We start from the raw sequence: 14,964 nt of genomic DNA on the forward strand, positions 1-14,964 counted from the left end.
GCCTCAAGCCGGCGAGATCGATGTATCCAGCGGTGGGCTGCCGATAAGCTCAGAACGTGTTGATCGCCGGATTTGCCACAGGAGCCTTGCAGGCCAATTGTTACGTGCTCGCCCTCGACGAAGGCGCGGAGTGCGTCATTGTCGATCCCGGGGAGGGCGCTCTTGCGTATGTGAAAGAGCTGGTTTCCGACTGCTCGCTGCGACCTGTTGCGGCCGTTCTCACTCATGGGCACCTTGATCACGCAGCGAGCCTGGGGGCGGTCTGCGCCGAGTGGGCCATTCCGGGCTATATTCACGCCGCAGACGAATACATGCTTGACGACCCGATGGCGTCGTTGTCGCCGGAGTTGAGAGCGATGATGGCGGGTCAATTGATGCCCAACATGCGCCCCGCAGATCTGCGTCACTTGCACCCTGGCGCAGATCTGTGCGTGGCAGGGTTGACCTTGCACGTGGATCACACCCCAGGACATACCGGCGGCGGCGTTGTGTTCCGGTTCGACGCGGACGTAGAGGCGGAGCGCCCCGAGGTGCTGCTGACGGGCGACACGCTGTTCCAGGGCTCGATCGGCCGGACGGATCTTCCAGGGGGCTCGATGGATGAGCTCTTGTTGTCGCTGAAGACTAAGTTGCTGACTCGGCCAGATGACGCAATGGTCCTGCCTGGCCACGGCCCCTCCAGCACCATCGGTGCGGAGCGAGCCGAGAACCCCTTTTTGGCGAATCTGGCTTGATTCCGCGCCGACTACCTCACCACACAGAAGGACAAAGAAATGCCTGATTTTTATGCGCCAAAAGGCGTTCCTGACTACGTTCCGCCAGTATCGCGCGAGTTTATTGCCGTCCGAGAGGCTCTTCAGAACGCTGCCATCAGGGCCGGCTATCAGCCAATTGAGCTGCCAATTTTCGAAGACACCGGTCTCTTCGCGCGAGGGGTGGGCGAATCGACCGATGTCGTTTCCAAAGAGATGTACACCTTCGCCGACAAAGGTGACCGAAGTGTGACGTTGCGTCCCGAGGGCACGGCCGGTGTGATGCGGGCTGTTATCGAACACGGCTTGGACCGTGGCGCTCTTCCTGTCAAGGTTTACTACTCCGGGCCCTTCTTCCGATACGAACAACCGCAGGCAGGCCGCTATCGGCAACTGCAACAGGTCGGTATTGAGGCCATTGGTGTCGACGATCCCGCGCTGGATGCCGAAGTGATCGCCGTCGCCGATGAGGGCTTTAGATCGTTGGGGTTGAAGGACTTTCGACTCGACATCACCTCCTTGGGTGATGCGTCCGAGCGCCCGGCCTACCGCGAAAAGCTGCAAGCATTCCTTGGCAAGCTGCCGCTTGACGAGGCGACCAAAACCCGTGCCCAGCTCAACCCGCTGCGCGTGCTGGACGACAAGCGTCCGCAGGTGCGGGAGATGTTGGTTGACGCGCCCCTGATGATGGACAACCTTTCCACGGAAAGCTCGGAGCATTTCGAGGCGGTGCTGGCGGGTCTGCGGTCGCTGAAAGTGCCCTTCGTTCGCAATCCGCGCATGGTGCGCGGTCTGGACTACTACACGAAGACGACCTTCGAGTTTGTGCACCCGGGATTGGGCGCACAGTCCGGGATCGGTGGTGGAGGCAGGTATGACGGTTTGATGGCGGAGCTGGGCGGACAGGCGCTCTCCGGTATTGGTTTCGGTATCGGCGTTGATAGAACAATGTTGGCCGCGCGTGCAGAGGGGCTGACCGTGGCAGACCCGGCTCGGGTGGACGTCTACGGTGTCCCGATGGGTGATGCTGCGCGCGCCGAAATGATCCGCTTGGCTGGCGAGTTGAGAGCCGCAGGAATCCGAGTCGATTCGGCGTATGGCGGCAAGGGCGTGAAGGCTTCGATGAAGGCAGCCAACGCTTCGGGTGCCGCGTTCACCTTGGTACTCGGCGAGCGTGAGCTGGCTGAGGGCACGGTGGTGGTGCGGGAGATGGAATCTGGCAATCAAGAGGCCATTTTGCTCACTGACGTGGTCGCCTCCCTGAAGCTGGCGCTCAGCCAGCGTTAATCCTGTCCGTCTCATTTTCTCCCCCTCTTGACTTAAGACCGTACACCTGTTCGAATACAGATGGTTCGAAGTTGACCGATCCGCAGTTGATTCGAGGTCGTCCGGTGCTTGCACTGTGCACGCTGGCTGACGCGATAGACCGGTGTCGACAATTGCTACGTGAGTGGCAGGCGAGGGTCGGCTTCGTTCCGCCAAACCGAGGAGGAGTTTCGTGGGCATCGACAGTGACATACATAAAGACAGCTGCAGTGAAACCAGGATGGATACGAAAACCCTGTACTGGCAGTCTGTTGGCGTCGAGAGACGCTGGGAGTGTGCGACGGTGAAACGGGGCGTTTCGGGCGGTCTTCACGGCGTCGATGCGAGGCATGCAAGTGTCGCTGGCTTCAGCGCGTATGGGGAGAGCTCGACAAAAGAGTACGAACTGACCTGGCACCTCAACGCGAGCACGAGTTGGGTGATAGAAAGTTTAGAGGTTCGCATCATTGGACTCGAATCGAACAGGCGTTCGCTCAACCGGTCACTTTTCCTATGCCGATCCCATGATGGCTCCTGGTCGAGTGAAACTGTCGCCAGTGAGTCCGCTAGCGGAGCAGCCCCGTTACCGCCCCCAGGGATGGCCAATGCGGCGGTGTTGAATGGCGTCGCCGATTGCGACCTGGATTTTAACCCGATGACGCCTGCGCTGCCGCTGCGCCGGATCAGCATGGGTGCAGGTGAGCCAGGCGCGAGCGCAAACTTCGGATTGGATCGGGGGCTCCACGTGATGGTTGCTCGGGTAGAGCTGCCCACACTCCGAGTTTTTGCTGTAAGCCGCACCTACACGTCTGAAATGATTTCGACTTCTGGAGGACCGGTCGGGATGGTCGGCGGTGTCAACTCGGTAGGGACTGACGGGGTGGAAGCCGCTCGCAGAGTGCGATATTCCGGCGACGATTTTGTCAGCGTCCTGCAGCTGGACTCGGATGGATACATTCTCGACTATTCCGGGGTGGCGCGGCGTGTTCAGGACTTGGCGGCAAGCGCCTAACCCAGCAGGCTCCTGTGGGGCTTGGGGTCAGAGCAGGCGGAGTACGAGACCTATCAGGACGAGCCCGGCCAACGCAGCCGTGATGGCCCCAGCCGCGAGACAGGCGAGCGCAAGCATCCAGGTGCCACGTAACCGGATAGGTGTGAACGGGCGAACCAGGTCCAATCCTTCAAAGTGACCGGTGGCCTCAGCGGCAATCGCAGTCAGTGCTCGCCACCCGCGAAGAAATGTCATTGCTGCGCGGGGGCCCGATCGCTGGTCGGCTCTATTTGAGCCAAAGGCTAGGGAGGAAAGCTTGTCTTGAACTCTGCTCCACGCAGACGTGACTGAGAACGCCTGCATCAGTTCATCTCTCAGCGCTTCCCTGTCCTGAACTGCAGCCATCATGGCGAGTCGGCGTCGGCGAAACGCGAGCATCAGAAGTACGACGAGAGCGGCGAAAACGAGAAGGATCCACTTTGCTGGGGCATCGCAAAATAGGGCTACAAGGCCTAGAAAACCGGCGGGAACAAGAGCCGCCATCATCACCAGCCAGCTGGGAAAGCGAAGGAGCCGCACTGCTTTTTCGAGGCCGCCGGCAGCATGCCCGAGGCTAGCCATCCTGACATCATCGGCGCGTGCAGCCACGAGTCTTACCCGAGACGCCGGCGGCGCAGCAACCGGCGGCCCAGGCTTTGCAAGCGACACGGAATCGACTTGCTGAGCAGGGTCACCGACAGGCTCGTTGTTTGTGTAAGGCTGTTCCACCGCTGATTGTCTCCTCTGAACGCTGAGCCAGTGTTCCTGAAGCTCCCTGTTTTTTGCAGTACCCCCGAGGGGCCAAAACACACAAGAGGCGGTGCACACCAGATGGTGTGCACCGCCTCCTGAATAAGGCTTAGGTCAGTTGGAGCGAACCGGCCGACGAGTGGTCGACCACTTGGAGCCGCTAGCCGGCGCCTGCGCCCGGGAATAGCCTTCGCTGCGATCGTCGCGGCGGTAGCCACCTTCACTGCGAGCACCACTATCGCTGCGAGCCGGGCAATCGTAGCTGTCGCGGCGGGGTGCCGAGCGAGGAGCCTCGGTCGACGGTGCGCCATTGTCAGCCTGGATCCGCAGTTCGCGGCCGCTGACCTTGGCCGAGGAGATGCGGGAGAACGCATCCGGGCTCAAATCCGCGGAGATTTCCACGATGCTGTGGTTGTCGTAGATGTCGATCTTGCCCAGGTCGCGGCCATTGACGCCACCCTCACCGGTGATCGCACCGACAATGCCAGCGGGGCGAACGCCGTCGTTGTGACCAACTGCGACGCGGTAGCGCTTACCTGCCGGTCGGCTGGTGCGACGATCAGCGCCTGGACGATCGAAGGACGGACGATCAGCGCCTGGACGATCGAAGGACGGACGATCAGACCGGGGCCGATCAAACGATGGACGTTCCGGGCGATCGCCATAACTGCGCTCGCCATGGCTACGGTCAGCGAACGGGCGGTCTGCGTAGGAGCGCTCGCGCGGCGCGCGGTCGCGGTCGAAGCTGCGCCCACCTTGTCCACGATCCGATTTCTCGCGGGTCAGGGTGTGCGGTGCCGAGATTCTGACCTCGGGGGCCTTCCCGTCGTCTCCGGCTGCAAGAGCTGCCAACGTGGCTGCCAAGTCGCCGGCCGTCATCGGGCTGTTCGCCAGGAAGGTCTCCACGGCGGTGCGATAGGTCTCCAACCGACCGACCTCGGCGCGAGCCGCGGCCTTGGTCAAAATCTTGGACGCACGCTGAACGGCAACGTCGGCGGGGGAGGGAAGCTTGATTTCTTCCAACTTGACCCTGGTGGCGCGCTCAATAGCCTTCAGCCGCGAAGTCTCCCGCGGGGTGAAGAAGGTGAGCGCTTCGCCGGTGCGCCCTGCACGGCCGGTGCGGCCGATGCGGTGCACGTACGCCTCGGGCTCACCCGGTGCGTCGAAGTTAACGACGAGGTCGATGCGGTCGACGTCAAGGCCGCGAGCCGCGACGTCGGTAGCGACAAGCACGTCCAGGCGACCGTTGCGCAAACGCTCAACGATGCGCTCGCGTTCGCGCTGGGCGACATCGCCGCTGATGGTGGCCGCGGAGATGCCCTTGGCAATCAGCTCGGAGCCGACAGTTTCAGCGGCGTCCTTGGTGCGGGTGAAAACGATGGTGGCATCAGCGTCGGAAACTTCGAGGATGCGGGCCAGTGCTTCGACCTTGTCCCGGAAAGGCACCACGGCGTAGGTCTGGCGGACGTTGGCCACCGTCGAAGACTGCCGGGATACGGCGATATCGATGGGGTTCGTCATGTGGCGCTCGGCAACCCGGCGGATGGGAGGCGGCATTGTTGCGGAGAACAACGCTGTCTGACGGTCCTTGGGAGCATCGGTCAGAATGCGATCAACGTCCTCGGCGAAGCCCATGCGAAGCATTTCATCCGCTTCGTCCAAGACCAGGTAACGCAGGCCTGTGAGGTTGAGGGTCTTACGTTCCAAGTGGTCAATGATGCGGCCGGGGGTACCGACAACTACCTGGACACCCTGGGACAGCGCACGCTGCTGCGGGGTGAAAGCTGATCCGCCGTAGACGGCGAGGACGCGGACGCCGGGCAAGTGTGCGGCCATCGAAGCGATAGCGTCACTGACCTGCATGGCAAGTTCGCGGGTCGGGGTCAGGACAAGGGCCTGAACGCCGCGCACAGACGTATCGATTGCCGCGAGCAACGGCAAACCGAATGCTGCGGTCTTGCCGGTGCCGGTTTGCGCAACGCCGGTGATGTCGCTACCTGCGAGCAATGCCGGGATGGCGGCAGCCTGAATGTCGGAGGGGATGGTGTAACCGAGGTCCTTGACTGCTCGCAGCAGTGCTGCGGGAAGGCCCAAGTTTTCGAAACCGACAGTGTCGTCGTCTTCGGTATCGACCATGTCGACGACATCATCGAGGTTCTCAACTTCATCAGCAGAGAGGTTTTCGCTGAGCAAATCAGCTTCGTTGTAGGAGTGGGACGGGTCGGACAGGACAGCAGGGGTCGCCATTTGCGCCATTTCTCATGGGCCCATTTTCAGGGCTGGAGTTTCTCTGGCGCGAATGCCGTCTACCTGGCTATGCACCGTGCCGCTGTGTTGTCGCGACGAACTCCGTGAACGATTCAGAGTAACCCGGATGTGCACCCAAAGTCGAGGGTTTACGGGACCGAATCGTTACCAAAAAGTGTGATCTGTGTCTTGTATCGGACGATCATCATGGGCTCGCAACGCTCGAGGCGACAACAGCCCAGTGTTTCGGGGACACTACGATAACGCCCATCGAGCTTGTCGAGCACACTCACCACCTAAGGACTTTCGTGATCCGCACCCACGCCGCAGGAACCCTCCGTCCCGAACATGACGGGCAGAGCGTCACACTGACTGGTTGGGTGGCTCGGCGCCGGGATCATGGCGGCGTCATATTCGTTGATCTCCGCGACGCGTCGGGATCTGCGCAGGTGGTTTTCCGCGAAGGTGAAATGGCCGAACAGGCGCATAAGCTGCGCAACGAGTTCTGCGTGAAGGTTGTCGGGGCAGTCGCGATCAGGCCCGCAGGCAATGAGAACGCAGACCTCCCAACGGGAGCCATTGAGGTACTTGTCGACGAGATTGAAGTCCTCAACGAGGCCGGACCGTTGCCGTTCCAGATCGACGATCACGTCGAGGTCGGCGAAGAGACTCGATTGAAATACCGCTACCTGGACCTGCGCAGGAGTGGACCAGCCGCGGCGCTACGACTGCGGTCGCAGGTCAACAAGGCAGCACGTCGGGTACTGGACGAACAGGACTTTGTCGAGATCGAGACCCCCACGCTGACCCGCTCCACCCCCGAGGGTGCCCGCGATTTTGTGGTGCCGGCGCGACTGCGTCCGGGTTCCTGGTACGCGTTGCCGCAGTCGCCGCAGCTGTTCAAGCAACTGCTGATGGTGGCGGGCATGGAGCGGTACTACCAGATTGCACGCTGCTACCGCGACGAGGATTTCCGCGCGGACCGGCAACCAGAATTTACTCAACTCGACATCGAGATGTCTTTCGTCACCGAGGATGACGTGATTGCTCTCGGCGAGAGCATTATCTCGGCGTTGTGGAAGTTGATTGGGCATGAGATCACTATTCCCATCCCAAGAATCACCTACCACGACGCCATGAACAGGTACGGCAGCGACAAGCCCGACCTGCGCTTCGACCTCGAGATCCAAGAGCTGACAAGCTATTTCGCGAATACGGAGTTTCGGGTCTTTCAGAACCCCTTCGTGGGAGCAGTTGTCCAGACAGGCGGCGCCGCAACCCCGCGCCGCGGCTTCGATGCGTGGCAGGAGTGGGCAAAGCAGCGAGGCGCTCGCGGACTCGCCTACGTCACCATTGCCGAGGACGGCACGCTCGGTGGCCCGGTAGCCAAGAACATCTCAGACGCCGAACGCGAAGGGCTGGCCGCCGCGACGGGCGCGAAGCCGGGAGATGCGATTTTCTTTGCGGCCGGCACCCGCAGACAGAGCCAGGAACTGCTCGGGGCTGCACGGCTAGAAATCGGCAAACGCGGCGGTCTAATCGACGAAAACGCGTGGTCATTCGTGTGGGTCGTCGATGCACCATTGTTCGAGCCAGCGGGCGAAAACGGCGACGTGGCAGTGGGCAGCGGCGCGTGGACCGCAGTCCACCACGCGTTCACCTCGCCCAAGCCCGAAAGCATGGAGAGTTTCGACACCGATCCCGGTGCGGCGCTGGCCTACGCGTACGACATCGTCTGCAACGGCAACGAAATTGGCGGCGGCTCCATTCGCATCCACCGCCGCGACGTGCAGGAGCGGGTCTTTGCCGTCATGGGGCTGTCGGAAGAGGATTCGCAGGAGAAATTCGGATTCTTGCTTGACGCCTTTGCATTCGGCGCCCCGCCACACGGTGGAATTGCCTTTGGTTGGGACCGGATCGTCATGTTGATGGCGGGTGCAGAATCCATTCGCGACGTCATTGCGTTCCCGAAATCCGGTGGCGGATACGACCCGTTGACGGCTGCCCCAGCCCCCATCACACCGCAGCAGCGCAAGGAGGCAGGAGTTGACTACGTTGCTCCCGTCAAGCCCGCGGAGCCGCAACCAGTCGCTGAGTGAGAGCTGGTCAACTCACTCCAAAAGGAACACACTGAGTTCAGTGCCGGGGCCGACCTTCTAGTTGTGGGTAATGGCGCCCGGCACAGTGGGAATCGACGAGGCAAAGGAGCCTGCGAAATGTCCATCGCCTGGATCGGTTTGGGAAATATGGGCGGCCCGATGGCTGCCAACCTGGTGCGCGCAGGTCATCACGTCACGGGTTTTGACCTCAACCCGGCGGCACTCGAGGCCGCCGCAGCAGCGGGAATCGAGGTTGCCGCCTCGGTGGCTGAAGCGGTGCTGTCTGCGGAGATTGTCTTCACCATGCTTCCCAAAGGTGAGCATGTGCGCTCGGTTCTTCAGGGTCCGGAGGGAATCTTGGCTTCGGTTGCGCCAGGAACTCTGATTGTTGATAGCTCGACCATTGACATTGACAGCGCGCGCCAGTTCCACGAGCAGGTATCTGCCGCCGGGTTTAGATTTTTGGATGCGCCGGTTTCTGGCGGCGTCTTCGGGGCTGTCGCAGGGACGTTGACGTTCATGATCGGCGGCGCTGATGACGACCTTGCGCAAGCGCGCCCGTTCCTTGATGTGATGGCCGGTCGCGTTTTCCATACCGGCGGCGCTGGCAATGGACAAGCCGCGAAGATCGTCAACAACATGATGCTCGGGATCACCCTTGCAGCAACATGCGAAGGGGCCGTGCTGGCCGAGAGGCTCGGGCTCGACGCAGCGACATTCCGCACTCTGGCGAGCTCGTCATCTGGCGATTCCTGGCCCTTGCGAACGTGGTATCCGGTGCCGGGAGTGGTTGAAACTGCCGCCGTCAACAGGGATTTCGAGGGTGGGTTCGCCACGGTGTTGATGCACAAGGACCTATCGCTGGCATTGGCGGCCGGCGAAAGCACACATACGCCACTGGATTTCGCTATCGCGGCACATGGCCGGATGGCGGCGCTGATCGAGGCCGGCTACGGGGACAAGGATTGTTCGATCCTCGTGCGGCAGGTCGACGGCACTATTCAGATCTGACAGATCAGCAAGCGGGAACTTCCGCTGCAGAGTCTTCGCTGCCAGGGCACCTTGTCGCCCGGCAGCTTGTCTCCGATACCCTGCAAAGCAGTGCAGTGCGACGCTTGGCGGTGCACTGAATCCTCACGACCTAAAAGGACGAGAATCATGTCTGTATCTGGAGTTACCGTGGCAAAGCCCTTTGACGGCACCGCCCCCGACCGGCCCATGTTGATTGGTGGCCAATGGGTGGAAGCGGTTGCAGGGGAATGGATTGATGTGGTGAGCCCCGGTCACCGTGGACTGAAACTGGCCCGGGTTCCGCGCGCCCGCGAAGAGGATGCAGACCGCGCTGTCGCAGCCGCTCGCAAGGCTTGGCCGGCTTGGCGCGACCTGCATTTCAAGGAACGACAAAAGGCGCTGCTACAGATCGCTGACGCGTTGGAGAAGGCAGCTGAGGATCTAGCGCAGCTGACGGCTTGGGATACTGGCAATGCGCTGCGTCCGCAAGCTCGCCCCGAGTCGCAGACGTTGGTCAATCTTTTCCGTTATTTCGGCGGAATCGCCGGTGAGTTCAAGGGGACGGTGCTGCCAGCGGGGAGTGATCAGCTCCAATACACGCGCCGCGAATCGCTCGGGGTGGTTGCAGGCATTCTGCCGTGGAACTCGCCGTTGATGATTGCCGGAATGAAGGTCCCCGCTGCGCTCGCGGCAGGAAACACTATCGTTCTCAAAGCAGCCGAAGACGCGCCTCTGACGATTTTGCTGATGGCCGAGATCGCTTCCAAGTTCCTGCCTGACGGAGTTCTCAACGTGCTCACCGGGTTTGGCACGGAGGTTGGCGAAGCGCTGGTGCAGCACAAAGGCGTCGATAAGGTTTCGTTCACCGGATCTAGCCGGGTCGGACACCACGTCGCCGAGGCCGCTGGTTCCCGGCTTGCGCACGTCTCGCTAGAACTCGGTGGCAAGAGCCCGAGCATCGTGTTCCCGGATGCTGCGACCGACGCCACCGTCGACGGCCTTTTGACGGCCATGCGGTTTACGCGCCAGGGCCAGAGCTGCACCGCTGGGTCCAGACTCTTTGTGCACGAGGACGTTTTCGACGACGTGGTTGGCCGGTTGGTGGAGAAGGTGAAGCTGCTCAAGGTCGGCGACCCGCTGGATGAGGCGACCGATATGGGCGCCATCATCAACCAAAAGCAGTTTGACCAGATCAAGAACTACATCGAAGACGGTCGCTCGCAGTCCGGTGTGCGCGTGGCGCTTGACGGCGAAGGCAAAGTGCCGGACGGGCTTGACGGTTTCTACCAAGCGCCCACCATTTTCGCCAATGTCGACAACTCATGGCGGATTGCGCAGGAGGAAATCTTCGGGCCGGTGCTCGTTGCCATCCCATGGAGGACGCGTGATGAAGTGATCCGGATGGCTAACGATTCGACCTACGGGCTTGCTGCGTACGTGTGGTCGAACAAGCTCGACGAGGCGATCGACACGGCCAACCGGATAGAGTCCGGCTGGGTCCAGGTCAATCAAGGCGGCGGGCAGAACATAGGCCAGTCTTATGGTGGCTATAAGAGCAGCGGAATTGGCCGGGAATTCTCTCTCGAAGGTGCGATGGAGTCTTTCACACAGATTAAGCAGATCAACGTGAAGATCGGCTAGCCGAGGTCTAATTTGGCGGAGGCGGCGTTTGGGATATCTATTCCAGACGCCGCCTTTAGCTTTAATCTGGAGAGCAGGCGACCCGGCCTGCTTGTTTTTATTGGCCGGGTATTGCTGGGGTGTTTGGTATTAGGACTGTTCGCCATTCTCCGACGTAGAGGTTGGTGTTTGATACGCGTGTTGGGGCTTGGATGTTGCCGGACTCGCCGGTGTTTGCGGTCCAGGTGATGGTCCAAGATGCGGCGGCGGTGACTGGCCATGTGCGGGCATCGTTGGTTCGTTCTGGGGTGGATTTGGTGCGGTATTTGTAGGCGCATGCTCCGGGTATCGGATTTTTGGCGGCGATGTCTACGTCGGGTCCGGGGTTGATTCCGCCTCCTGCGCAGGTGATGGGTGGTGCTGGTTCTGTGAAGTGGGTGGCTGAGACGGGTTCGCCCATTGTCCAGACGACTTTTGACAATGTGGCGGTTGCTGTGACGGTGACCGTGCCGGCGGTCGCGCTGGCGGTGAGTGGGGCCGTGTCGCCGGCCCACAGGTAGACCCAGTAGTTGACCGCTACCTGGTTGGCGTTGGGCCCGAAGTTGATTTGTGGGTTCGGGATTTTTAGTGCTTGGTAGGCCTGTTGAGCTAGGACGGCTGGATCTACCGGTGGGGGAGCGGCGGGGGCGGCGGGATCTGCGTTGGGGCGAAAGCGCGGCGTTGAATCTTCAGCCCACAGACCGGCAGGACACACCCATCTGACCACTAGGCCCTCAGTCGCATTCTGACCAGACCACCAGGGGCTTCCAGCAGTCGGCTGAGGCGACAGTGGTACCTCTTCGCAGGTTGGCGACACTTCGACGTGAGTCGGCACCTCTCCAGTTTTAGTGCCACCGTTCTGAACCCCCGCAGTCTCAACTGCAACGTTCTCTTTGCCCACCGTGGGACTGCCACCGGAGGTGCCAGGGTCAAATGCACTGAGTCCGCATCTATCTTTAATACATCCCACAGGGACGTCCGCGATTGCACTTTTAGCTGTACTCAAGAACGTGAGCGCTGCGATGAGAGCGACCGTCGCCGTCCGAGTCAGCATGAGGTCGTGTAGTCACTCGTGGTGCTAGTGACTAGCCAGACGCCAGGTTCATACTTGGCCACTTGCACCTTCGAAGGATGCCGAAAATAGGAGCCAGCGGCGTCGGGTGCCTTAATTGACGCTCCGTCTTTGTCGTAGAACCCGGCTGAGGTCGAGTCCACGCAGACCGCCATATCAACAAGTCCTGTCTGCACCTGCGTGACTCTCGGATAGATAGCGATTGCCCCGTCCCCGTACTGGCCGAGCGCGGCAGTGCCCGCAAGGCTTCGGAGAAGATCCGACTTCTCCGGGTCTGCAGCCCATTTCGCAGCTTCAGCTGACCAGTCATCGCCAGGAGTTGCAAATGCCTGGTCGACAAATCTGTTGTAGCCCACGTAGGCGTCTATTGCTGCTTGGGCGTCGAGGGCTTGCTCGGGTGTGAGGTTTGCTGGGAGTGGGCTGTTGGGGGATGGTTCGATCGATTCGGGGCTGTTGGCGGTTGTTTCAGAGCGCGGGCTGTTGTCAGCGGTAGGGGCCGTAGTGATAGCCGTTGCTTGGGTGGGAGCCGATGTGACTACCGGAGTTGCCGTTGACGTGGTTGTGGCTGACGTGATCGTCGGTGCCGTGGTTGCGAGCGATGAGGTAAGCGAAATGGGTTTGGTGTCTGACGACTGAGCAGTGCAGGCAGTGAGGGCCCCCAATAATGCGATCATCCAAATGCGTCTCATGGAAAGTCTCCCCCTTTGCCTACGAGCAGTTACATCATTGCAGGTTTTGCCGCCTGCGGGGTGGGCAGTTAACAATTTGCATCAAATGTCAGATGTGCAGTTTGACCGAAATACACCTTTCCTTCAGGTTCGGGGATGTGGGATTTGTCTGGGCTGATACTGCGGATTATTCAGTGAACTAGGCGAAATAGATTCGTATGTCGGGAGCAGCGGGCTATGGCGAGTTCGGATGTCCGGCAGTCTAAAGCGCTATTCGCTGACATCCTGGGCACTGGGCGCTAGGGCCTGCTTGTTTTTATTGGCCGGGTATTGCTGGGGTGTTTGGTATTAGGACTGTTCGCCATTCTCCGACGTAGAGGTTGGTGTTTGATACGCGTGTTGGGGCATCAATTTCGCCGGACTCGCCTGTGTTTGCGGTCCAGGTGATGGTCCAAGATGCGGCGGCGGTGACTGGCCATGTGCGGGCATCGTTGGTTCGTTCTGGGGTGGATTTGGTGCGGTATTTGTAGGCGCATGCTCCGGGTATCGGATTTTTGGCGGCGATGTCTACGTCGGGTCCGGGGTTGATTCCGCCTCCTGCGCAGGTGATGGGTGGTGCTGGTTCTGTGAAGTGGGTGGCTGAGACGGGTTCGCCCATTGTCCAGACGACTTTTGACAATGTGGCGGTTGCTGTGACGGTGACCGTGCCGGCGGTCGCGCTGGCGGTGAGTGGGGCCGTGTCGCCGGCCCACAGGTAGACCCAGTAGTTGACCGCTACCTGGTTGGCGTTGGGCCCGAAGTTGATTTGTGGGTTCGGGATTTTTAGTGCTTGGTAGGCCTGTTGCGCTAGGACGGCTGGATCTACCGGTGGGGGAGCGGCGGGGGCGGCGGGATCTGCGTTGGGGCGAAAGTAGGGGGTGATGCTGGACATCAGTACCCCGTTGCAATTCCACATCATGAGCTGGCCATCTCCAGGGGTATGGCCGGACCACCAAGGGTTGGTTGCAGAGGGCTGCGGATTCAAGGCAGTTTCTACACACTGGGGTGCCGGATCAATGATCACGGCGCCAGCGGTCACGTCCCTGGCTACCGCCGGTTTACCGTCGACGGAACCTGCCGGGCCGGCGTTGCTGCCCGGGTCGTACGCATTAACGCCGCAGCCCCCATACGTGCAACCTGAACCGGTCAAAGGAAGCGGAGCTTCGTCGGCGATAGCAACAGTCGGAAGCCAAGGCATCGATATCGCAGCTATTGCCAAGAACCTTCTGATATTCAACATGAATTTGAGTAATCTTCTTGAATCAACGTCACTAGCCATTGTCCTGTGTCGTATTGAGCAACCTGGACTTGAGAGATATTTCTCCAATAGGTACCTGCAACATTCGGTGATTTAATCGATTTCCCATTGGCGTTGAAAATATCACTTTCGGAGGAGTCCACACACACCGTCATTTTTACTAGGGCTGGCTCGGCTGAATCAACGACAGGAAAAACCTGGGTAAATCCAGACCTGTACTGACCCCTGAGTGCTGTTTGTTCTAGGGCAGTGAGCAGTCCCTGTTTGGCCGGCCCGGTTGCATACTGAGCTACCTGCGAGGTCCAGTCTCTTCCGGGATCTGCAAATCCTTGATCAACAGTCTGGAAGAAGCCCACGTAGGCGTCTATTGCTGCTTGGGCGTCGAGGGCTTGCTCGGGTGTGAGGTTTGCGGGGAGTGGGCTGCTGGGGATGGTTCGATCGATTCAGGGCTGTTGGCGGTTGTTTCAGAGCGCGGGCTGTTATCAGCGGTAGGGGCCGTAGTGATAGCCGTTGCTTGGGTGGGAGCCGATGTGACTACCGGAGTTGCCGTTGACGTGGTTGTGGCTGACGTGATCGGTGCCGTGGTTGCGAGCGATGAGGTAATCGAAATGGGTTTGGTGTCTGACGACTGAGCAGTGCAGGCCGTGAGGGCCCCCAATAATGCGATCATCCAAATGCGTCTCATGCAAGTCTCCCCCTTTGCCTACGAGCAGTTACATCATTGCAGGTTTTGCCGCCTGCGGGGTGGGCAGTTAACAATTTGCATCAAATGTCAGATGTGCAGTTTGACCGAAATACACCATTCCTTCAGGTTCGGGGATGTGGGAATTGTCCGAGCTGATACTGCGGATTATTCAGTGAACTAAGCGAAATAGATTCGTACGTCGGGAGCAGCGGGCTATGGCGAGCTCGGATGTCCGGGCAGCCCCTTCAAATATCTGGGCGTTACGGAGCCTTTGTCCTACGACGCCCCTATTGTCTTATCGTTCTTCCACACAGGTTTTGTGAGGGCTTTCACTGGCCATGACGGTGTGGTTTGCTTGGCCGGTAGGTGCGGGGCAAGGTTGGAGGTCT

At 60.2% G+C, this 14,964-nt stretch carries 12 protein-coding genes; 7 read left to right on the forward strand and 5 right to left on the reverse strand.

The window, feature by feature from the left end; translation table 11 throughout:
- Positions 1 to 56: 56 nt before the first annotated feature.
- From EH165_RS05820 to EH165_RS05830, 3 genes are all read left to right on the forward strand, one after another.
- Positions 57 to 734, forward strand: coding sequence for an MBL fold metallo-hydrolase (locus EH165_RS05820; RefSeq protein ID WP_124798430.1), 678 nt, complete (start codon positions 57 to 59; stop codon positions 732 to 734).
- Between the two features lie 39 nt (positions 735 to 773).
- Entirely contained in the window at positions 774 to 2,039 is a 1,266-nt protein-coding gene (gene hisS / locus EH165_RS05825; protein ID WP_124798431.1) for a histidine--tRNA ligase, read from the forward strand.
- Between the two features lie 259 nt (positions 2,040 to 2,298).
- On the forward strand, positions 2,299 to 3,069 hold the full coding sequence (locus EH165_RS05830) for a putative glycolipid-binding domain-containing protein (RefSeq protein ID WP_124798433.1): 771 nt from the start codon (positions 2,299 to 2,301) through the stop codon (positions 3,067 to 3,069).
- Between the two features lie 27 nt (positions 3,070 to 3,096).
- On the opposite strand, the gene EH165_RS05835 is transcribed toward EH165_RS05830, so the two are convergent.
- Together EH165_RS05835 and EH165_RS05840 are read right to left on the reverse strand one after the other, a co-directional pair.
- A complete protein-coding gene (locus EH165_RS05835; protein ID WP_124798435.1) occupies positions 3,097 to 3,816 on the reverse strand; it encodes a hypothetical protein in 720 nt (239 codons plus the stop codon).
- A 135-nt stretch (positions 3,817 to 3,951) separates the two neighbouring features.
- Positions 3,952 to 6,093 carry a DEAD/DEAH box helicase gene (locus EH165_RS05840; protein WP_124798437.1) on the reverse strand — a complete coding sequence of 714 codons (2,142 nt, stop codon included), beginning with the start codon at positions 6,091 to 6,093 and terminating at the stop codon, positions 3,952 to 3,954.
- A 299-nt stretch (positions 6,094 to 6,392) separates the two neighbouring features.
- Between EH165_RS05840 and aspS the strand changes: the two genes are divergently transcribed.
- The 3 genes from aspS (at position 6,393) to EH165_RS05855 (ending at position 10,835) form a co-directional block, all read left to right on the forward strand.
- The gene (aspS, locus tag EH165_RS05845) at positions 6,393 to 8,183 is read left to right on the forward strand and encodes an aspartate--tRNA ligase (RefSeq protein WP_124798439.1); all 1,791 of its coding nucleotides are present in this window, start codon (positions 6,393 to 6,395) and stop codon (positions 8,181 to 8,183) included.
- A 117-nt stretch (positions 8,184 to 8,300) separates the two neighbouring features.
- The gene (gene mmsB / locus EH165_RS05850; protein ID WP_124798441.1) at positions 8,301 to 9,194 is read left to right on the forward strand and encodes a 3-hydroxyisobutyrate dehydrogenase; all 894 of its coding nucleotides are present in this window, start codon (positions 8,301 to 8,303) and stop codon (positions 9,192 to 9,194) included.
- 147 nt (positions 9,195 to 9,341) lie between these two features.
- A complete protein-coding gene (locus EH165_RS05855) occupies positions 9,342 to 10,835 on the forward strand; it encodes an aldehyde dehydrogenase family protein (protein WP_124798443.1) in 1,494 nt (497 codons plus the stop codon).
- 97 nt (positions 10,836 to 10,932) lie between these two features.
- Here EH165_RS05855 and EH165_RS05860 read toward each other — a convergent pair whose 3' ends face one another.
- The 3 genes from EH165_RS05860 to EH165_RS05870 all read right to left on the reverse strand — a co-directional run bounded on the left by EH165_RS05860 (position 10,933) and on the right by EH165_RS05870 (position 13,872).
- Positions 10,933 to 11,907 carry a hypothetical protein gene (locus tag EH165_RS05860; protein ID WP_124798444.1) on the reverse strand — a complete coding sequence of 325 codons (975 nt, stop codon included), beginning with the start codon at positions 11,905 to 11,907 and terminating at the stop codon, positions 10,933 to 10,935.
- Entirely contained in the window at positions 11,901 to 12,614 is a 714-nt protein-coding gene (locus tag EH165_RS05865) for a hypothetical protein (RefSeq protein ID WP_124798446.1), read from the reverse strand. The genes EH165_RS05860 and EH165_RS05865 overlap by 7 nt, the downstream gene beginning before the upstream one ends.
- A gap of 295 nt (positions 12,615 to 12,909) precedes the next feature.
- On the reverse strand, positions 12,910 to 13,872 hold the full coding sequence (locus EH165_RS05870; RefSeq protein ID WP_124798448.1) for a hypothetical protein: 963 nt from the start codon (positions 13,870 to 13,872) through the stop codon (positions 12,910 to 12,912).
- A 347-nt stretch (positions 13,873 to 14,219) separates the two neighbouring features.
- Here EH165_RS05870 and EH165_RS05875 point away from each other — a divergent pair, with 347 nt between their 5' ends.
- The gene (locus EH165_RS05875) at positions 14,220 to 14,522 is read left to right on the forward strand and encodes a hypothetical protein (RefSeq protein WP_124798450.1); all 303 of its coding nucleotides are present in this window, start codon (positions 14,220 to 14,222) and stop codon (positions 14,520 to 14,522) included.
- Positions 14,523 to 14,964: the final 442 nt, after the last annotated feature.

Origin of the sequence: Nakamurella antarctica (assembly GCF_003860405.1) — a bacterium.
GTDB classification, from domain to species: Bacteria; Actinomycetota; Actinomycetes; order Mycobacteriales; family Nakamurellaceae; genus Nakamurella; species Nakamurella antarctica.

What these genes read in the sequence shown, in the direction of transcription:
- EH165_RS05870 (WP_124798448.1), bottom strand. Translation starts at nt 13,872, where the DNA reads ATGTTGAATATCAGAAGGTTCTTGGCAATAGCTGCGATATCGATGCCT.
- EH165_RS05865 (WP_124798446.1), bottom strand. Translation starts at nt 12,614, where the DNA reads ATGAGACGCATTTGGATGATCGCATTATTGGGGGCCCTCACTGCCTGC.
- EH165_RS05830 (WP_124798433.1), top strand. Translation starts at nt 2,299, where the DNA reads ATGGATACGAAAACCCTGTACTGGCAGTCTGTTGGCGTCGAGAGACGC.
- hisS (WP_124798431.1), top strand. Translation starts at nt 774, where the DNA reads ATGCCTGATTTTTATGCGCCAAAAGGCGTTCCTGACTACGTTCCGCCA.
- EH165_RS05855 (WP_124798443.1), top strand. Translation starts at nt 9,342, where the DNA reads ATGTCTGTATCTGGAGTTACCGTGGCAAAGCCCTTTGACGGCACCGCC.
- EH165_RS05840 (WP_124798437.1), bottom strand. Translation starts at nt 6,093, where the DNA reads ATGGCGCAAATGGCGACCCCTGCTGTCCTGTCCGACCCGTCCCACTCC.
- mmsB (WP_124798441.1), top strand. Translation starts at nt 8,301, where the DNA reads ATGTCCATCGCCTGGATCGGTTTGGGAAATATGGGCGGCCCGATGGCT.
- EH165_RS05860 (WP_124798444.1), bottom strand. Translation starts at nt 11,907, where the DNA reads ATGCTGACTCGGACGGCGACGGTCGCTCTCATCGCAGCGCTCACGTTC.